This is a genomic window from Roseiarcus sp., from assembly GCF_049514155.1.
Lineage (GTDB): Bacteria > Pseudomonadota > Alphaproteobacteria > Rhizobiales > Beijerinckiaceae > Roseiarcus.
On sequence record NZ_JBEKVH010000083.1, the window covers coordinates 1 to 16,883 of the forward strand.

At 62.4% G+C, this 16,883-nt stretch carries 20 protein-coding genes and 1 pseudogene; 13 read left to right on the forward strand and 8 right to left on the reverse strand.

Features of this window, described 5'->3' with window-relative positions:
• Positions 1-515 precede the first annotated feature (515 nt).
• A complete protein-coding gene (locus ABSF49_RS12950) occupies positions 516-1,076 on the forward strand; it encodes a hypothetical protein (protein WP_424113065.1) in 561 nt (186 codons plus the stop codon).
• 1,199 nt (positions 1,077-2,275) lie between these two features.
• Positions 2,276-2,716 carry a hypothetical protein gene (locus ABSF49_RS12955; RefSeq protein ID WP_424113066.1) on the forward strand — a complete coding sequence of 147 codons (441 nt, stop codon included), beginning with the start codon at positions 2,276-2,278 and terminating at the stop codon, positions 2,714-2,716.
• An 87-nt stretch (positions 2,717-2,803) separates the two neighbouring features.
• On the opposite strand, the gene ABSF49_RS12960 is transcribed toward ABSF49_RS12955, so the two are convergent.
• Together ABSF49_RS12960 and ABSF49_RS12965 are read right to left on the reverse strand one after the other, a co-directional pair.
• The gene (locus tag ABSF49_RS12960; protein ID WP_424113067.1) at positions 2,804-3,040 is read right to left on the reverse strand and encodes a type II toxin-antitoxin system VapC family toxin; all 237 of its coding nucleotides are present in this window, start codon (positions 3,038-3,040) and stop codon (positions 2,804-2,806) included.
• Positions 3,040-3,297, reverse strand: a complete 258-nt coding sequence (locus ABSF49_RS12965) for a type II toxin-antitoxin system VapB family antitoxin (RefSeq protein WP_424113068.1) — start codon at positions 3,295-3,297, stop codon at positions 3,040-3,042. Before ABSF49_RS12965 ends, ABSF49_RS12960 begins: the two co-directional genes overlap by 1 nt.
• A 132-nt stretch (positions 3,298-3,429) precedes the next feature.
• On the opposite strand from ABSF49_RS12965, the gene ABSF49_RS12970 reads away from it, so the two are divergent.
• From ABSF49_RS12970 to ABSF49_RS12990, 5 genes are all read left to right on the forward strand, one after another.
• Positions 3,430-3,591 (forward strand): hypothetical protein, encoded by a 162-nt coding sequence (locus tag ABSF49_RS12970; protein WP_424113069.1) that lies wholly within the window; start codon positions 3,430-3,432, stop codon positions 3,589-3,591.
• 48 nt (positions 3,592-3,639) lie between these two features.
• Positions 3,640-3,786: a hypothetical protein gene (locus tag ABSF49_RS12975; RefSeq protein ID WP_424113070.1), complete on the forward strand. Its 147-nt coding sequence runs from the start codon at positions 3,640-3,642 to the stop codon at positions 3,784-3,786.
• Positions 3,787-3,979: 193 nt separating this feature from the next.
• A complete protein-coding gene (locus tag ABSF49_RS12980; protein ID WP_424113071.1) occupies positions 3,980-4,348 on the forward strand; it encodes a type II toxin-antitoxin system RelE/ParE family toxin in 369 nt (122 codons plus the stop codon).
• Entirely contained in the window at positions 4,323-4,664 is a 342-nt protein-coding gene (locus tag ABSF49_RS12985; RefSeq protein ID WP_424113072.1) for a HigA family addiction module antitoxin, read from the forward strand. Before ABSF49_RS12980 ends, ABSF49_RS12985 begins: the two co-directional genes overlap by 26 nt.
• A gap of 220 nt (positions 4,665-4,884) precedes the next feature.
• The gene (locus ABSF49_RS12990) at positions 4,885-5,172 is read left to right on the forward strand and encodes a hypothetical protein (RefSeq protein ID WP_424113073.1); all 288 of its coding nucleotides are present in this window, start codon (positions 4,885-4,887) and stop codon (positions 5,170-5,172) included.
• 371 nt (positions 5,173-5,543) lie between these two features.
• Here ABSF49_RS12990 and ABSF49_RS12995 read toward each other — a convergent pair whose 3' ends face one another.
• From ABSF49_RS12995 to ABSF49_RS13005, 3 genes are all read right to left on the reverse strand, one after another.
• Positions 5,544-5,768 (reverse strand): hypothetical protein, encoded by a 225-nt coding sequence (locus ABSF49_RS12995; protein WP_424113074.1) that lies wholly within the window; start codon positions 5,766-5,768, stop codon positions 5,544-5,546.
• A gap of 992 nt (positions 5,769-6,760) precedes the next feature.
• Positions 6,761-9,475 (reverse strand): EAL domain-containing protein, encoded by a 2,715-nt coding sequence (locus ABSF49_RS13000; RefSeq protein ID WP_424113075.1) that lies wholly within the window; start codon positions 9,473-9,475, stop codon positions 6,761-6,763.
• A gap of 606 nt (positions 9,476-10,081) precedes the next feature.
• Positions 10,082-10,453, reverse strand: a complete 372-nt coding sequence (locus ABSF49_RS13005) for a hypothetical protein (protein ID WP_424113076.1) — start codon at positions 10,451-10,453, stop codon at positions 10,082-10,084.
• Positions 10,454-10,719: 266 nt separating this feature from the next.
• On the opposite strand from ABSF49_RS13005, the gene ABSF49_RS13010 reads away from it, so the two are divergent.
• Positions 10,720-11,016, forward strand: coding sequence for a type II toxin-antitoxin system RelE/ParE family toxin (locus tag ABSF49_RS13010; protein ID WP_424113077.1), 297 nt, complete (start codon positions 10,720-10,722; stop codon positions 11,014-11,016).
• A gap of 8 nt (positions 11,017-11,024) precedes the next feature.
• A complete protein-coding gene (locus ABSF49_RS13015; protein WP_424113078.1) occupies positions 11,025-11,333 on the forward strand; it encodes a HigA family addiction module antitoxin in 309 nt (102 codons plus the stop codon).
• A gap of 243 nt (positions 11,334-11,576) precedes the next feature.
• Here ABSF49_RS13015 and ABSF49_RS13020 read toward each other — a convergent pair whose 3' ends face one another.
• A complete protein-coding gene (locus ABSF49_RS13020; protein ID WP_424113083.1) occupies positions 11,577-11,939 on the reverse strand; it encodes a recombinase family protein in 363 nt (120 codons plus the stop codon).
• 150 nt (positions 11,940-12,089) lie between these two features.
• A pseudogene (locus tag ABSF49_RS13025) lies at positions 12,090-12,500 on the reverse strand (recombinase family protein); the annotation flags it as partial.
• Between the two features lie 272 nt (positions 12,501-12,772).
• Between ABSF49_RS13025 and ABSF49_RS13030 the strand changes: the two are divergent.
• From ABSF49_RS13030 to ABSF49_RS13045, 4 genes are all read left to right on the forward strand, one after another.
• Positions 12,773-13,294 (forward strand): hypothetical protein, encoded by a 522-nt coding sequence (locus ABSF49_RS13030; protein WP_424113079.1) that lies wholly within the window; start codon positions 12,773-12,775, stop codon positions 13,292-13,294.
• Between the two features lie 299 nt (positions 13,295-13,593).
• A complete protein-coding gene (locus ABSF49_RS13035) occupies positions 13,594-13,863 on the forward strand; it encodes a hypothetical protein (protein WP_424113080.1) in 270 nt (89 codons plus the stop codon).
• Positions 13,864-13,966: 103 nt separating this feature from the next.
• Positions 13,967-14,953 carry a recombinase family protein gene (locus tag ABSF49_RS13040; protein ID WP_424113081.1) on the forward strand — a complete coding sequence of 329 codons (987 nt, stop codon included), beginning with the start codon at positions 13,967-13,969 and terminating at the stop codon, positions 14,951-14,953.
• A complete protein-coding gene (locus tag ABSF49_RS13045) occupies positions 14,950-15,732 on the forward strand; it encodes a recombinase family protein (protein ID WP_424113082.1) in 783 nt (260 codons plus the stop codon). Before ABSF49_RS13040 ends, ABSF49_RS13045 begins: the two co-directional genes overlap by 4 nt.
• A gap of 988 nt (positions 15,733-16,720) precedes the next feature.
• On the opposite strand, the gene ABSF49_RS13050 is transcribed toward ABSF49_RS13045, so the two are convergent.
• The coding region (locus ABSF49_RS13050) for a cytochrome c-type biogenesis protein CcmH (protein WP_424113084.1) at positions 16,721-16,883 on the reverse strand (163 nt) is incomplete at its 5' end.

Here is a 16,883-nt window from a genome sequence, read left to right on the forward strand (position 1 = left end):
AAGCGGCTCCGTCCCGCCCAGAACGGACAACCGCTCCCGTCGAGTTTCCGCCTTGGTTCGTCGATCAGCTCGCGACAAAGTTGGCGTTGATCCACATGCGGCTGAGACGGCGTGGCAGATCGTTCCGGCTGTCGTCATCGGCACTCTCGGGCCGGATAGCGAATCTGGCGCCAGGACCCAGGGAATGGCTCGCTACAGATCCTTTTGGCACAAGCGCCGACATGCCCCGCTCCCAGGCGACGAATTGTGAGCGCGCCAATCAGAACACCATTTAACCTTCAGTTGAATGTTAAAACAGGGGAAGGCTCGGGTCGGGGAGGAGGTCAATCGCGCCTTCAGCAATTTTGGCCGTGGTCGACGAATGCGTGGAGCGGCGCTCAGCGGCGCGGACGCAACAATCGTTGTGACGCCGCGACGTTTGACAGTCGCCGGACCTGCCGTTTAAGCTCAACGGCGCGGCGAGACGTTACGATTGAACGGCAAGACCAAATCGCGGCGAATGGTGGGGGTGTGCGATGGCGCGAACTGCAATTCTGGCCGCGGGCTTCGCGCTCGCAACAATATTAGGCGGCGTGGGCGCAGCCTCTGCCGATGTTTACGCGTTTTCATTCGTGGCTGATACCAGCGACACGACCGACGCCGACTACGGTTCCCTGGTGATCACCGGCGATCTTTTCACGGCGGGCCCTGCGCTCCCCGCGGGTTTGACCGGCATCATCGGTTTGGTGACGAGCGAAGGGACCTCTGGGATCGACAGCGGCACGATTACCGGGCTCTCAAGCTATGCGGACGCTGACAACATCCTGTACGAGACGGGCGCTCCAGGTCAGGTGAGCTTCAGCGGCATTTCCTTTGTCGAGGGCGGGGAGACGTTCAACCTCTATTCGTGGAACGAGGGCGACTACGCGCTAGTCTCAGTGGTCGATGCCGTCGGCTACCCGCAGAATGGCGTCGTCGGCACTTTGACGGTTACCGCAGTTCCCGAGCTTTCGACCTGGGCGATGTTGCTCGCAGGTTTCGCTGGCCTGGGTTTTGCGGGCTGGCGTCGGGGCCGCGTGGCCGAACAAGCGGCCTAAGCGCGCGGCGCTCAACGAGGTTATCAGGAAGGGCCGGCTCGCCGGCCCTTTTTCTTGTGTGCCGAGCATGATCGACAGCTTGGAGGCAGAAGTCTTCTGCCCAGCCTGATGATGGCAATGCGCTAGCGAAGCGCAAGGGCGTCACCGCTGGGCGGGTCTGAAGGAAGTGTGGAGCAGACCGCGACCCGATGGACAAGAACTGGGTATGAGGCCTACCCGGACTGTCAACGGCGGCGGAAGGGCGTCGAGCCCGACGCCATAGAGATATGGTTTGCGGACGAGGCGCGTCGGCCAGACGAGACGCTAGAAACCATCGCCCCGTTGAGGAATGATCCTATCGTCTGGCTGCCCGCCGTGGCCGCCTAATCAGCCCGGCCCTTGCCCGGCAACCGCGGCGAGCATCTTGCCGCTCGTATATCATTCCCCGGGACACGATCAGGCTGCGGGGACTCGCGTCTGGTGGGCGCCAATGTCCCGGTTCAATCGACGATTGGGAAATAGGTGCAAAGGAGCGGCCTGGCCGATTGCCGCCGCGACCTCAAAGTGGTGCGGCGACTCGGGATCGGTCGCAAGACTCAGCTGGGTCGATCCACTTCGGCGAGCGCCCCAGCTCGGCGCCTGTTCACGACGTCCACGCAAATTGGCTGACGGCCGCCAACTCGAGCGTCTCGAGTCCGTTGAAGGGAGGCTCAGCCGACTCGATCGACCGATCGACTAACGCCCGAACAGAGGCGCGCTGATTCGCCTCGATCATTTGGGTCCACAAGAGCCGCGCCGAATTTTCAACCTGCCCGCGAGCAGGGGCAGAATTTAGTCGCAGGCCGTCGCGTCCAGTCCGGGGCTCACGACAGTGCTGCGGATGTCAAGCCCCAGGTTTGAGACGACAACACGAAGACAAGTGCTCAGCGTTACAGAAGCTAAAATAGGCCTACACATCGGATTAGCGGTGAGATACGAGCGTTACAATCTTCCATATTTGAGCTATTCGGTCGTTAGTTACAAACATTCGCTAAATTGAACTTCTGTCATAAATTTAATTGACCCCAACGATGACTTGTGTTCAAGCTATCTAATCATCAGCGGCCTGTAATAGGCCAGCGAGCAGCGCAAGTAACTATGGTGAGAATATGGCTGTGCTCGAGCGAACAGAAGAGGGCGCGCTCAGGTCCGCGGATGGCCGCGGGGACTCACGCCCGCTGATGTCTAGAGCGACTTCTGGAGGCGTCATCGACAGGATCGACGCAGAGATCTCGGCCGTGGAAGCCGAGTTGGCGACCGTGCAATCGCGGCTCTCGAAGTTGCGCAGCGCTCGCGAGCTGCTCGCCGAATACAGCGAGCCGCCCGTTCCCCGTCGGGGAAGGAAGGAAGGCGCTCCGCCGATACGCGAAACCGCCAAGTCCGCAGGGCGGCGCCTTTCATTGCAGGACCGGATTGAGAGAGCCCTCTTGGACGGTCCCACTCGGCGCGCCGAACTTCTGAGCCGCGTGCTCGGGACCGGAGCTAAGACGACTGCGGCGGCGATTACGACAACGCTTTCTCGCATGCGCGCGCGAGGCGACTTAACCAATGTCGATGGTCATTGGAACATCTCGCTTCAGCGACAGGCGAAATTGGCTGCGGCTCACGGGCGCAAGCTGTGAAAAACGGGGCGTTCTCTAATTGCGCCTCCGCTATTTCCTTCTCGGGGAGTTCGAGCAACCCATTTTGCGACGTTCGGATGGGCGCGATTAACGCCCTGCCGGGTCGGGAGCGCGCCCACGAGGCTCGACCAGGCGCGCCGGCAGATCGTGTAGGACGGCGCCGAGCTTGCGATTGAATTCTTCCGCAATGGTCTGCGCGTTGACCACCGCGAGACAGGTCGCCGGCAGAAGACGGGTTTTCGCCTTGGCGGTCGCTTCGTCGAAACGGTCCGCTTCCGGCTCTTCGAGAAAGATGGCGATGAGGGCCGATATATCAATCACCATCAGTCTGGCAATCCGTTTTCGTCATAACCGATGATTTCGTCCGCCGAGCGCATATCGCGGTCTTGCAGCTTAGCGATGCGACGGCTGATCGCGCGCATTTCGGCGAGGCGCCACTCCGGATCCGGACCGCCCTGTTTCAGGCGCTGCAGTCTGTCTTCGAGCGCCTCGTGGATGACCCGGGCCACGGGCTTTCCGGTTTGCTGTTTCAGGGCGCGCGCGAGGCGAACGGTGTCCTCTCTCTTGATGGAAATGGGCATGCCAACCCTCCTATTCGGGTGAAGGATGCCCTTCCTGGCGCTGGTTCGCAAAGACTGCCGATAAGCGCCTGATCGGATACAAGTGTTCACCGACAGGCAAGGCGCATTTCGCTCTCAGAATTCATGGGAACAATGCGCTTCGCCGCCGGATCGCATCGCGAAGGATACCTCGGTGACATGCCGATCAGCGACGACTCTGAGGCGCATTTGGAGGAGTTCCTCCGCGCGTGCGGATTCCGCGAAGGTTCCGGGCAGGCGATGGCCGCCGGCGACGCGACATTTCACTACGGGTGAATGCCGCATGGCGCGCCTGGCAACTCAACGACCCGAACCCGCGAGGTCATGACGATCATCTGGTTCGCTGACCGAGCGCGCATCACCGAGCCCGACAATTTCAACCGGCGCCGCGACCTCGCGCGGTGGATGCCGGGCTTAGAACCCGGCGATCTGGCGGCGAGCGAATTGAATCCCCTCGTGTACCAGCGATAGTCTACGCGCGAACGGCCCATGCCGGCGGAGCCGGTAACGTCGTCTGTGAGAACGCACCGGGGAATCGCGCCGCCGCCGACGAAATCGTGAGCCAGCAGCGAACGAACCGTCATCGCTTCGGTGTTTCGTCTTCGGCTCGAGCGGGGGCGACGGCGAAAGCGGCCGCGGTCATGGGAAAGACAAAACGCATCGGATGCCGGCGGAAATCGCGCCTCTTTTGAGAAGCAGCAATCTTTCGCCGATTGTCGTTGAAGATCGGGCGGTGATAAGTTACACGTTACGCATGATTAAGCGCATTCGTCATAAGGGGCTGGAACGGTTCTTCGCCACCGGCGACACACGGGGAATCGACGGGAAGCAAGCGACATGGCTGCGCATCCTATTGACGGCTCTGCACGCCGCCGCCGCTCCAGCGGAGCTGAACCAACCCGGATTTCGGCTTCATCCCTTGAAGGGCGAGCGCAAAGGACAATGGGCGATGTCGGTATCGGGAAATTGGCGCTTGGTGTTCGCATTCGAGGACGGAAACGTCACCAATGTTGATTTGGTCGATTACCATTGACCGCCGGAAAGGAATGAAAATGGAAATGCACAACCCCGCACACCCCGGCGAAGTCATCCGCGAGGCGTGCCTTAAGCCCCTTGGCCTCACCGTCACGGCGGCGGCGGAAGGTCTGGGTGTGACCCGCAAGACGCTCTCTGACCTGTTGAATGGTCATAGCGGAGTCTCTCCAGATATGTCGATTCGGTTAGAAAAGGCCGGATGGAGTACGGCGGAGGCGTGGCTGCGTATGCAGATGAATTACGACCTGTGGCACGCCAAGCAACATTCTGACCGGCTCAAGGTGCAGCGTTTTCCCACGCTCGAAGTGGCCTAGCGATTGCGATCTTAGGCGCAGACCAGAGAAGATATGTGTTCCGCAACCGACTCGACAACATGATCGATATTCGCCACGAGTTGGTGCGGTTACCCGCCACGACGTTGCGACCGCCTCACTTCACTATGTCCCTTGAACAAGCGCTCGAACGAACGGCGCGCGTTCAACTGTATCTTGGGCGCGTCGAATTTCGTCGCTTCAGTCAGAATGGACATGCTCGATGATCGTGGAAGAAATCATCCACACGTGCTCCGACGCCAATGTCGCGGGTGGGGTTTTGGCCTCGATCGGAGGCGAATTTGCGAAGGAGTTCGCGGTTAGGGCGTTGCACATCAATCTATCTCCAGGAATGCTCGCCGCGCTCATTGTGAAAGCGTTCTCCGATCAAGCGTCATCCCATCAAAGGGACGAGGTCTGGAGACTTGCGCACGGCACGGATCATCCGATCCTCTCGGGCTTGCGCCACATTCTCGCGCAATCGACCATCTTTGAGTCGTCATCGCTTTAGAACGGATCGCCGCCTATCCTGTCTTTGTCTTGTTACCCTTCAAGCGCTACCCTTGCGCAATTGCCGACGCGCCCCTGTCTCCAGCCCCCATGACCTCGCCGACGCCGTCGCGTTCGCGCTGCGCTTCGGCGGCCGCAAGCGGAAACACGACGCCGGCGAGATCATGGCTGCGATCGTGGCGCGATGTCTAGTCGAGCGCCTGGAGCGGGCCGGCTTCGTCGTCACGAAGAAACGCCGGCGGTCGGTGTGAGCACACAGGGGTGCGGGGCTGACGGGCGATAGGAGCTGGAAGGGCGGTCAATTCGCCTTTGTCGCGCGGACGAAGCCCGGCGGGTCATGCGGCGCGAACAGGCGCGGCAATAGTTAGCCGATCAGTTAGCGAAATCTCGCGGCGCTCGGGGCCTTTGATCCAGACGGGCTTTGACCTGATCGGCCGGCAAAATAAGATTGCCGTCTCCGTCGACGATCCAGACGAAAGCAGACCCGCGGCTCAGCACCGACCCGGCCTCCGTAAGCGCCTCGTCCACCGTCGCGCGGGAGGCCATCAACACGACGCGGCCCACGCTATTTGTCGCACGTACGCAATAGATCGACATTTGGCCTCTCCATCGTTGAATTGCGGCGCGAAGCCTCACACCGCCTCAAGGCGGTGGCGGCTAAGAACGAAAGAATGACGTGACAAAAAAAGCAATTGCAGCCTGCGCCACTTAGCGACCGCCTAGATGCGGTTAGGAATGCAGCAAGCCACTTTTGCGCGAGATACTCGCTACTTACATACTCGGCTTCGTCCGCGAGCGTTTTGTCATTCCGCAATATGAGATCGAAATTCGCGCGGGAGAAGCAGGCTGGAATCAAGTTCTGTAACGGCGAAGTAACGCTCGCGGCGAGCGGCGCGTTATTCGGCGCGCATTCTGACCCACTCGTTTCGTTTGGGATCAACAATTTATGACGCCGATCGGGGGTCGGGACGCTGCGCCGAACGACAGCCCGCGTCCACCGCCCGCTCTGTGATACGCTCAGAACTCCGTGATTCGCCTAGGCTAATGCGCGGAGGGCGGGGCCATGTATGACGAGAGAATAGCCTACTATCGCAAACTCTCGGAAGGCTGCATCTGGAGGGCGAAGCTGGAGGGCGGTCACACGGAGGAATGGGCGCGCCTCGCAGGCCATTGGGAATTGCTGGCGCGGATTCGTGAGCGGATGCCGATTGTCGCTGATCGCTACGATTCCGAACGGGACCAGGTCCCAAATGCCCGAAGGGCCTAAAGGCTAACAGCGCCCGCCGATGTGAAGGCTCGCGCCGTCATGATTGCGAAGACCGTCCAGGGTCGAGAACTGTCACGGCGCTATGCGGGAGCGAATCTCCGCCTCGACATTTCGCTTGCCGGCAGCCGCCGTTCCGCTGTCGGCCAGAATGGCATTCGCCTTCGACCGCTTCGCGCTCATGCCCGACGGTCCCGGCACGTGAGTCGGTTCTCGAAAGAGGCCGCGACGCCGACGAGGCGCTCCTGGCCATCAGAGGCGGAAACCTGCCTTTCCCACTTCGGGGGCGTTGACGCCTCCTCCTCCGGCGTTCGCGTTCGGCGGGTCAGCCCGATGTCGCTCTGAGCATTTCTTCGATCTCCTTGGCCGGAAGCGGTTTGCTGAAGAGGTAGCCCTGCATCTCATCGCAATGGATGCTGCGCAGAAACGCCGCCTGCGCCTCGGTTTCGACGCCTTCCGCGATGACACGCAAGTTTAGCGTCCGACCCAAGGAAACCACCGCGTCGGCGACGGCCTTGTCATTTTCGTTGGCGAGAAGGCCGTCGATGAACGACTTGTCGATCTTCAGTCGTGAGACGGGAAAGCTTTTGAGCGCGCACAGGCTGGAGTATCCGGTTCCGAAATCGTCGATCGAAAGATGAACGCCCAAGCGCTGCAATTCCTTCATCGTCGCTACCGCGAGATCGACGTCCTGCATGATCAGGCTTTCCGTCACTTCCAACTCGAGATATCTGGCCTCCAGACCGTTCTCCTTCAGCACGCTTGCAACACGGGCGACGAGATTCTTTTCCCTGAATTGCCGGGCCGATACGTTGACGCCAACCACTATGGGGGGCAGGCCGGCGTCCTGCCACGCCTTGTTTTGCCGACAGGCCTCGCGCAGCACCCAATCGCCGATCGGCACGATCAGACCAGTTCCCTCAGCCATCGGAATGAATTTGACCGGTGGGACTATGCCAAGTTTCGGATGCCGCCAGCGAACCAGCGCTTCGAGGGCGAAGATGCGCCCTGTGCGCAAATCGACTTGCGGCTGATAGTGGAGGACGAGCTCGGATCGGGCGAGAGCGTTTCGCAATTCCTCTTGCAGCAGGAATTTCTCGTGGACCTTGGCGTTCAACTCGGACGTGTAGAACTGGAAATTGTCGCGTCCGACGTCTTTGGCGCGATACAAAGCGGCGTCGGCGTTGGCCAGCAGCGCATCGGTGTCGACGCCGTCGTTGGGATAGTTCGCAATCCCTATGCTGCTCGTCACGCTCAGATCGTGCCCTTCCAGGCGAACGGGCTCCGCGATTGCTGATTGAATTTTCCTCACGGTCTCAGAGATGACGTCCGCGTCCTTGGGCTGATCAAAGAGAACGATAACGAACTCGTCGCCGCCAATCCGCACGACCGTATCTGTCGCCCTGATGCAACTGACCATACGTTTGGCGATGGTCTTAAGCAGTTCGTCGCCCGCATTGTGCCCCAGGCTGTCGTTGATGAATTTGAAGTTGTCGAGATCGACGAACAGCACCGTCACCCAACGATCGTAGCGTTGCGCATACAGCACGGCTTGCGACAGGCGGTCGTTGAGCAAGGTGCGATTGGGAAGCCCGGTCAGCGCGTCATGGTTGGCCATGAAATGAATTCTGTCTTCGGCCAGTTTGCGTTCGATTGCGATGCCAGCGATATGGGTCGCGACATCGATGAGGCCGGCCTCGGCTTCGGTTGGTTCGCGAACTTCCTTCGCGTACATAGCGAACGTACCGAGAATTGCGCCCTGATGCGACAGGATCGGCGTCGACCAGCACGAACGCAGTCCGTGCTCGGCCGCCAGGCCCTTGTAATCCTCCCACCGTGGATCGGTCGTGATGTCAGCGACGAAGACGGCTTCTCGCCGATACGCGGCCGTGCCGCACGACCCCACTTTGGGACCGATGGACACGCCGTCGATCGCCTTGTTGTAGGAGTCCGGTAGGCTCGGCGCGGCGCCGTGCCGCAACCGGGTCCCGGTTTCGTCAAGCAGCAGGACAGAGCCAAAGATCCCCTTGAATTGGGATTCAATGAGAAGAACGAGATGCTCGAGCACGTCGCCGAGTCGGGCGCTCATTGCAATCATCTCGAGGATTTGCGCTTGGCCCTCGTGCAAGGCGTCCGCCAGCTTGCGCTCGGTGATGTCGCGCGAGATACCGGCCACGCCGAAAATCTCGTTGCGGTCGTTGCGCAGCGGCACCTTCGTGGTCGATATCGCCTGCTTGATGCCCCAGGCGATTTCCTCCATGTCGGCCATCGGCTGGCCGGTGCGGACGATTCGCTGCTCGTCGTCGTAGAATTTTTGGGCGATATGGCGCGGCAGCAGTTCGAGATCGGTTTTGCCGATCAGGTCCTGCGGGCTGGCGACGCCGATGCGGTCGGCCGTAACCTGGTTGGCGATGACGAAGCGGCTGTTGACGTCCTTGACCCATAGATTGTCGGGCAGCTTGTCGATCAGCCCCTGCAGCGATAGGCGCTCGTTGGCGGCGCTGCGCTCGGCTTTGAGTTCGGTGATGTCTTCATGAATGCCGACCCAGCCGCCGCCGGGGATCGGCTGGTGCCGCATCTGGATGGTGCGGCCGTTCTCCAGCTCCGTCGTCCAGCTCAGGTCTTGCTTGGCGGCGTTGTTGCTGACGCAGAACGACAGATAGTCGTTGGTTTTTTCCGCCGCGTAGGTTCCGGTGGCCACTCGCAGCGCGATGATCTCGGGCAGCGTCATCCCGGGGCGGATCTGCTGGGGCGCGAGGTTGTAGATTTCAGCATAGCGCCGATTGCTCAGCGCAAGACGCTCGTCGGCGTCAAAGAAGCAAACAGCTTCGTTGAGCGCGTCGAAGGCGATCTGGTAGCGCAGCATCTGCGCCTGCGACTGGGCGATCATAGCGTCGCGGTCGTCCATGATGACGTCACGGGACTCGGTCGCCAGTCTTGCGAGCGTAACCAAGCCGTCTGCGTCGGGCCCCTTTGCAGCCCGCTTGACCGGAATTGCGCGCAAGAGCAGTCCCTCCGCTTTGGCGATCGTGGCAGCCATTTCGACCGAGAAGGCGCCAAGAGTTCACGGACTTTAATCTGCGCGCACTAATGGCCGGTGAACCGGCGCTAAATATTCATCGAGCCGAGCTTCGTAGTTAAGGATCTGGAAACAACGAGCGGCCAGGGGTTCGGAGTGGGTGGAAGTACTTCTACATTACACATCTATGATATGTTATTAGTCCAATGGCGCGGCCGCCTGACGGGCGGCGGTCACGGCGAGGCGTTTTGGCTGAACGAAGCCAATTCCTCGGAGTCGTTTGGAATTCCTGATCGTTCGAGCGGTCCTGCGCGTTGCGGCGCGTCGTCGCGGCGGCCCCGACTCGTGACAACGCCCATTCGCGAACGCCGCCGCTCTGCCTGCGGCTGACGCCGCTCAGTGCGGACGTCCGTACCGTTGTCGTGGGGCGACAAGGGCGACGCGCGCTCACACAAGGCGTCGTTGGTGACGGCGCAGCGGACAGCGTCGCAGTCGCACGCGCAATCCCGGCGGCGCGGCAAACGCCGATCCCTCCAATTGAAGCGTTTGTGGCGACGGAGGCGATGCTTGGATGAACCCGCGCAGCTCCAAGTCGGCCGGATCGGCCGCCGTCACTTTGGGCGGCGGTTAAAGCCCCGCCGGGTTGTGTGCGCTCCCGCGAGGCTCGACCAGGCGCGCCGGCAGATCGTGTAGGACGGCGCCGAGCTTGCGATTGAATTCTTCCGCAGTCGTCTGCGCGTTCACCACCGCCACTTTGTCTGCGGAAGGTCGAGGGCACTGCGCGTCGGCGCGCTCGTGGCTTTGGCGCGCGAGCGCGCTCTTCAATCCCCCCTCCAATCGTTCGCGAGCGACCGACGCGGCGAAGACGTTGGTTATCCACACATCGCGCATGCCCTGCGCCGACGCGACGCAGAACGTCCATCGCGGCTCGGCGAACGCTTGCGGCTGAGCAAGGAGCAGCGATCCGACGAGCGTCGCCAGAATGATCGAAGACTTCATCGGACGCCGCTCGTACCGTTGCCGCCGCATGGGAAGCGTGACCCGGCGTCGCCGCCGAATAGGGGTCCGCACTCACACACTTTGACCCGCTGTCGCCGACCCGGCGGGGGCTCCTCAAGCAGGTAAGGCTTGGTGGGAGCGCCTACACTTCCTTTCCGACCCGGCACGGCCGACGCGGGCGGTTGAGGGGTTCTTGCGGCAGCTTGGGCGCGAGGCTTGCAATGTGTACCTACGGGTGGTACAGTACCCCATGATGGAGCTATGGAATGATCGTGAGCTTTCGGGATGACTGGTTGCGCGATTTCTTCGTCGAAGACGTTCGAGCGAAGAAAATCCCATCCGATCCTGAAAGCCGCTTGTTCCGTAAAATTCAGATGATCGACGACGCAACAACGGATCAGGACTTACGGGCGCCACCCAGCAGCCATTTCGAAAGGCTGCGCGGCAATCTGGCGGACTTTCATTCGATCCGCGTCAACAAGCAATGGCGGCTCGTTTTCCAATGGGATGGCCGCCGAGGTGAAGCGACAAGCGTCTATCTCGACGACCATAGTTATCGATGAGGTGAACCATGTTGACGACGAAGCGTAAGCCGGCAAGCGTCGGCGAAATCCTGATCGAAGAGTTCATGGAGCCGATGGGCTTGACTCAAGGCGCGCTGGCCGAAGCGATGGGCGTGCAGCGCAAGCACGTCAACGAACTGTGTAACGACCGTCGCAACGTGACCGCTGCGACAGCCCTCATCCTCGCCCGTGTGTTCGGCAACAGCCCTGATTTCTGGCTGAACGTGCAGCGCCGGAGCGATCTATGGGAAGCGATGCATTCCCCCCGCGAACGCGAGCGGATCAAACGTGCCCGACCGCTGACAGCCGCCGCATGAGCCCGGCCGTCGTCACACCAGCGCGGCCGGGGAGCCGCCGTCTTCCTGCTTTTGCGCGCTACGCTACGAAGCGTAGTCACAACCCCCTCTCCAATACGAGCCGCACAAGCGCCTCCGGTCCGTCATCTCCGCAACGAATTCTTTCAGGCCGAGCATTGTGCCGACTTTTCGCGAGATCGAGGACGAATGTCGCTGAGCGTCAACGCGGCCGTTGACGACGACGTCGCATTGGATCTTCGGTTTTCATGGCATTGCGATGAAGTCTTGCCCCGCTCCCGTGTGGCATGAAATCGGCACGCCCAATCGTTTCATTTCCTTAGCCACGGCGTGCAGGGACTTGGCCGTCAGCGCAATTCGCCAGACCAATGAGACAATCCGTTCGGCGCGCTCCTGCGCGCGAACGCGGCGCCGGTCAGGCTTGGCCGCCGCGGCCGCGGCGAGCGCCGGAAACGCGCTTTCGGTCCTGCGCAGGATCCGTTGGATGCCGGTCTGGTGCCACCGGCGACCTTGTGGCGTCGGCACGTTGCGCCAATTCAGTTCGGTCGCGATCTCGGCGAGGCTCTTTCCTTCCGCGCTCAGCTTCCAAATCAGCGGCGCGATCTCCATCGCTCGCGCCCTCGCCCTTGCGCTCCACACGCGATGGGCGAGACGAGCCATGGCGCGAATATCCTCGATTGGCCGTCGTCCTCCAAGCTTGACGCCTCGCTTCTTCGCCTCTGCGAGCGCTGCCATGATGCGTTGCGACATGCGTTCGGATTCGTGCTCCGCCCAGGCCCCGTTGATCTGCAGCACGACGCGACTGGCGTTTGGCGAATCGACGACGGCAAGTTCGATGTCGCTGTCCATCACCGCCGTAATGAGCGCCAGTCGTCGCGACAGCCGGTCGATCAAGGCGACGACGAGGGTCGCTCGGCGCATTCGGCAAATTCGCAGCGCCTCGCGCAATTGCATCCCCGCGCTCTTCAGACCGGTGCGAATCTCCGAAAACTCGGCGACGAGCTTTCCGCCGCGCCCCTCGACAAATCGCCGCACAGCGGCGGCCTGGGCGTCGAGGCTCAGGCCTGAATTGCCTTGGATGGGCGAAGAGACGCGAAAATAGCCGACATACTGGGGCGCGCGTCTGTCGCCGCTCTCGCGCCGCGCGGTCGATCCGCTGTTTATCGTCATTGGCGCCGCCTCGCATCCCCTCGGCCGGGCGCCGCGCGGAATCGCGATGAAGACTGCCAATCGGGGATGGCCCTAGGCTTGCGCATAGAGCTTCGCGAGGCGAACGCGGACCGTGGGAAGCGCTTCTGACCAGTCATTCACGCTCCCTGTCGAACCTTTGGTCCGGTTGCTTGGCTCTCTGGCGCTCACCGCGATAGTGAAATACCGTTCGGCTAGGCGAGCGCACGGCAACTGGGAGATGATTCATGCGCCGATCTGTCTTGCAAATCCTTATGGCCGGCGCAGTCGCCGGCATCTTGGCGATCTCAGGGGCGGCGGCGTTCGCCAAGACGGCTAAGGAATGCGACACGGAATATGCGGCCAACAAGGCCGCGATCAAAGCTTCGGGACAGACAAAGAAGGACTACGTTGCCGCGTGTCGCGCTGGGACGGTCGCCGCGCCGGCTGCGGCGCCGGCCGCGACGCCCGCCGCCGCGCCTGCGACGCCCGCCGTCGCGCCTGCGGCTCCGCCGTCGGCCGCTGCTGCGGTGCCTGCGCCTCGCGCGACTTCCAAGCCCGCGGCCGTGGCACCGTCGGCCAACGTCGGCGCGACCGGCGCTGGGGGATTTACGAGTGACGCGCAGGCCCGCGCCAAATGCCCGTCCGACACTGTCGTCTGGGTGAACACGAAGTCGGGCGTCTACCATTTCGCCGGCGCGCACAATTACGGCGCGACGAAGCAGGGGACGTACATGTGCGAAGCGGACGCGAAGGCGGCGGGGGACCGCGCGGCTGAAAACGAAAAACATCCCTGAGCGGATGCAGCCGATGTGGGCGCGAGCCGCGACTTCGTTTCGAACTTGCGAACGGTCGGATGCGGACGCTTGACGCGACGGCTCGTCAAGCGACGAGGACAATCTGAGCTGAGGCGGATCGCAACGGATGGGCGCCGGGGGCGGGATGCTGGCCCAGTTTCGCGATTGGCTTGTTGCGAGCGTGAAGGCTCGCTCGGCGGCGGAGGCGGCGCAAGCGAAGGAGCGCGCCACGCTTGCGGCGCCGCGGACGCCGAGCGCCGATTTCGTCGGCGAATTGCAGCGGGCGCAGGAGCGCGCCGATGCGGACCATCCGCGCGACGCTCTCGGCCATCGTCGCGACGGCGAACGCGGCGAAGGATGATCCGGACGCGAGCCGAGGCGACGCGAACGCGGCGGTGCGCGCCGCCCGCTCTTGTTGGGGCGCGCTCGAACCCTTCCGCCGCACGGCGACGTTCTGCGCTGGCGGCGTAGGCGAACGCGAGCGGCGTTGCGGTGCCCATTCGCGCCGTCGCAGGATTGCGCGCCCGCAACGGCCATTCTTGAGGTTCTTCGCCGGGCAACGGCGCTGAGGAACGGTTGCGAAGAGCGTCCCGCATTGTCGCGCCAGGCTCGCGTGATATCGTGGCGGCGTCATCCGCCCGCGGCTGCGGCGGGCGAAACGCGAGGCTTCCGATGGCGGAGGCGGCTGCAGACGCGATCGAACCGCGCGCCGGCTCAAGCGCGCTTCCACGCCGCTACGTCGCGTATTACCGGATGTCGACGGACGCGCAGGCCCGTCACGGCTTCAGCCTAGCGGCGCAGCAAGCGGCGGTCGCCGATTACGTCGCCGCCAATTCCGGCAAAATCATCGCTGAATACGCCGAGACCAAGAGCGGACGCGACAACCGGCGCCCGAAGGTTGCGGAAGCGCTTCAAGTTTGTCGCATCTTCCATGCTGTGCTGCTGATCGCCCGGCTCGATCGCCTGTCGCGTAACACCGCGATGATCGCGCAGCTGTTGGAAAGCAAGGTCGATTTCGTGGCGATTGACTTTCCGCATGCGACGCGGTTCACGCTCCATATACTCGCAGCGATCGCTGAGCACGAGTCGAGCTTGATCGCCGACCGAATGAAGTGGGCCTACGCCGCCGCTCGGGCGCGTGGCGAACTACGGCCGCGGAAAAGAACGAACAGGCCAATGCCGCCGGAGTGCTGCGCGGCCAGCGTGCGCGCTCGGCGACTTCGATCGCAAGCGCGCATCAAAGATCTTGCGCCGCTCATTTGGAAGGCGATTGGCGAAGGAAAGTCGTACGCGTCAATCGCCGAGGAATTCAATGGACGTGGCGTCCAACCAGGCCGCCGCGCGCCTTGGAAGAGGGGCTCCATTGGCGACATCGCCAGGGCGACTATCAACGACTTTGCGTCGGCGGCCGAAGCCCGACGACGCAGCCCGCCAGGTCTGCGACGAACGAAGATGCTCGACCGCCTGAGGCAAATCGGACCGCTGTTGCTCCGCTGGAAAACAGAAGGCAAGAACGGCGACGCCATGGCGCGCGAGCTTGATCGGCTCGGTTACGCCGCACCCTCTGGCGGGTATTGGGGAAGCGCTTCGCTTTGGAGATATATGCGGCGGGCAATGGCCGTTTCGGCTCTCCAAGAAGCGGGGCGGGGGAACGCATGAGCGACCAGCCATTAGTGGCCTACTACAGGGTGTCGACGGTGCGACAGGAAATGTTTGGCCTTGGTCTCGAAGGTCAGCGGCTCGCGGTTCGTCACTACATTGAAAGATGCCCGGGGGAGCTAATCGGCGAATTCACGGACGTCAAAAGCGGCCGGCGAGAGAACCGACCGCAGCTCCAAAAGGCGCTTTGGCTTTGCCGTGTCTATGGGGCCAAACTCGTCGTCGCGCACCTCGACAGGTTGTCGCGCAGCTTTGCTCTGATTACGGGCCTGATCGAAAGTGGCGTTGAGTTTGTTGCGGTGAACATGCCCTACGCGAATCGCTTCACCATCCATGTCTTCGCGGCGGTAGCGGAATATGAGTTGACCCTGATGTCGGAGCGCCACAAAGCCGCTTGTGCAGTGGCCAAGGCGCGCGGGAGGAAACTCGGGAATCCCCACTCGAAAGCCTTGCGGCCGCCGCCGGAAATCGTCGAAGCGAGAAGTCGCGCGAATCGAGAAAGAGCGATTGCTCGGGCTCGCGAGTTTGTGCCGCTTCTCAAAGCGCTGCGTGACCAAGGCGCGTCACTGTCCGGCATCGCCGAACAGCTCACGCTTATGGGAATCCCGACGCCGCATAACGCACGAAAATGGGGCATCAAGGTCGTTCGCAAGATGTTTGAACGCGCCGGCGAACAGAAACCGAAGTCAGTTCAAGGGCAAAGGCGGAGCGCGAAGAGTCCGGTCGTAAGCCCCCGCGTCAGCTTGTTTCTCGGCTCCTTGCATGGGCTGCAACTGTGATCGTTGTTTGTGGGGCACGACGATCGCCTACGCGGCGTCACGCCTCGGCACGGCCGCTCGTGCGGCGGAGGAACCGATCCGGTAGACCGATCGCCAGCGGCGCGACGGCGGGGGCCGCGCGTGCGCGGCGTGGACGTCGCTGCGCACGCGAACGCGCGCGGCTCATCAGCGTCGCAAATATTGCCGGCGCCTCGATTTTGCGATGGCCGCGCGTTTGCGGGTCTCGACTTGCGCCGGCGCGGCGGCGCGCTTCGTCCTGGTCTTTGGCGCTCAGGCTGACGATCGCAACGCCGCCGCATCCTGTTCCGACCGCGGCGGGGCTTCGCCGGCGTCAGCGAGAGACGGCGCCGCGACGCGAGACGTGGAAGAGGGTCGGCTTGCGTCGCGTCGGCGTGCGCCAGACCGGCGCGGCGGCTGGCGTTCCCTTTCACCAACGGGCGTGGCAAGGGAGCGCTTCCCGAGGATTTATGCAGCGATACGGCTGGGGCGCCAGGATTCGAAGCTAAGTTCGAGCCGCGTGTGAGCCTTTGAAAACGCATTTGATTTATTGCACGCTTCCTGCGTGGTGTACAGCGCTTGTGTAACGACCGCAACATCCCGGGTTTGCGTTCGCCGCTCTGAAATGCGGCGCGTCGGCGAAGGCGACGCTTCAGAGAATCGCCATTTCCAAATACGCCTGTCCTCTACGGGCGCGGATTTTGATCAAGGGAAGCCCACCCGGATCAAAAGGTTCTCCGACACGGACTCCGGCGATTTCGATCCCGTCGTCTTTCTCTAGGCGCCGAAAACGCAGCGTTCCCGACTCAGGGCTAATCGGCGTCCGTGACCTGATGATCGTCGCGCGTCTTGCGCCCAAGCCTGGCGACTGAGCCATGGGCCCGCGGGCAAGCTCTCAAACAAGGCGACGTTTTGAAAGCGGTTGGAAAATCTGGTTTTGTTGACGTCGCATTCCTGCTGGATTTTGCCGCGACTTAGAGGCGGCTCACTCCTAGTCCCCCGCGATCTCCTTGAGCCGTTTCTCCTCGTCCGCGCTCAGGGGCGGGGGCGGGGGCGGGGCGCGGCGGCGGGCGAGATAGACGCCGAGCGCGCCGAGCGCCAGCGTCAGCGGCCCGCTCAGCCACAGCAGCACGGTCGAAAGCTCGAACGGCGGC

Coding starts and splice junctions, on each gene's coding strand:
- ABSF49_RS12960 (WP_424113067.1), bottom strand. CDS start 3,040: ATGGTGATTGATATATCGGCCCTCATCGCCATCTTTCTCGAAGAGCCG.
- ABSF49_RS12965 (WP_424113068.1), bottom strand. CDS start 3,297: ATGCCCATTTCCATCAAGAGAGAGGACACCGTTCGCCTCGCGCGCGCC.
- ABSF49_RS13040 (WP_424113081.1), top strand. CDS start 13,967: ATGGCGGAGGCGGCTGCAGACGCGATCGAACCGCGCGCCGGCTCAAGC.
- ABSF49_RS12985 (WP_424113072.1), top strand. CDS start 4,323: ATGTTGATTTGGTCGATTACCATTGACCGCCGGAAAGGAATGAAAATG.
- ABSF49_RS12980 (WP_424113071.1), top strand. CDS start 3,980: ATGCCGGCGGAAATCGCGCCTCTTTTGAGAAGCAGCAATCTTTCGCCG.
- ABSF49_RS12990 (WP_424113073.1), top strand. CDS start 4,885: ATGATCGTGGAAGAAATCATCCACACGTGCTCCGACGCCAATGTCGCG.
- ABSF49_RS13000 (WP_424113075.1), bottom strand. CDS start 9,475: ATGGCTGCCACGATCGCCAAAGCGGAGGGACTGCTCTTGCGCGCAATT.
- ABSF49_RS13015 (WP_424113078.1), top strand. CDS start 11,025: ATGTTGACGACGAAGCGTAAGCCGGCAAGCGTCGGCGAAATCCTGATC.
- ABSF49_RS12970 (WP_424113069.1), top strand. CDS start 3,430: ATGCGCTTCGCCGCCGGATCGCATCGCGAAGGATACCTCGGTGACATG.
- ABSF49_RS13035 (WP_424113080.1), top strand. CDS start 13,594: ATGCGGACCATCCGCGCGACGCTCTCGGCCATCGTCGCGACGGCGAAC.
- ABSF49_RS12995 (WP_424113074.1), bottom strand. CDS start 5,768: ATGTCGATCTATTGCGTACGTGCGACAAATAGCGTGGGCCGCGTCGTG.
- ABSF49_RS13030 (WP_424113079.1), top strand. CDS start 12,773: ATGGCCGGCGCAGTCGCCGGCATCTTGGCGATCTCAGGGGCGGCGGCG.
- ABSF49_RS12975 (WP_424113070.1), top strand. CDS start 3,640: ATGACGATCATCTGGTTCGCTGACCGAGCGCGCATCACCGAGCCCGAC.
- ABSF49_RS13020 (WP_424113083.1), bottom strand. CDS start 11,939: ATGGAGATCGCGCCGCTGATTTGGAAGCTGAGCGCGGAAGGAAAGAGC.
- ABSF49_RS13005 (WP_424113076.1), bottom strand. CDS start 10,453: ATGAAGTCTTCGATCATTCTGGCGACGCTCGTCGGATCGCTGCTCCTT.
- ABSF49_RS12955 (WP_424113066.1), top strand. CDS start 2,276: ATGTCTAGAGCGACTTCTGGAGGCGTCATCGACAGGATCGACGCAGAG.
- ABSF49_RS13010 (WP_424113077.1), top strand. CDS start 10,720: ATGATCGTGAGCTTTCGGGATGACTGGTTGCGCGATTTCTTCGTCGAA.
- ABSF49_RS13045 (WP_424113082.1), top strand. CDS start 14,950: ATGAGCGACCAGCCATTAGTGGCCTACTACAGGGTGTCGACGGTGCGA.
- ABSF49_RS12950 (WP_424113065.1), top strand. CDS start 516: ATGGCGCGAACTGCAATTCTGGCCGCGGGCTTCGCGCTCGCAACAATA.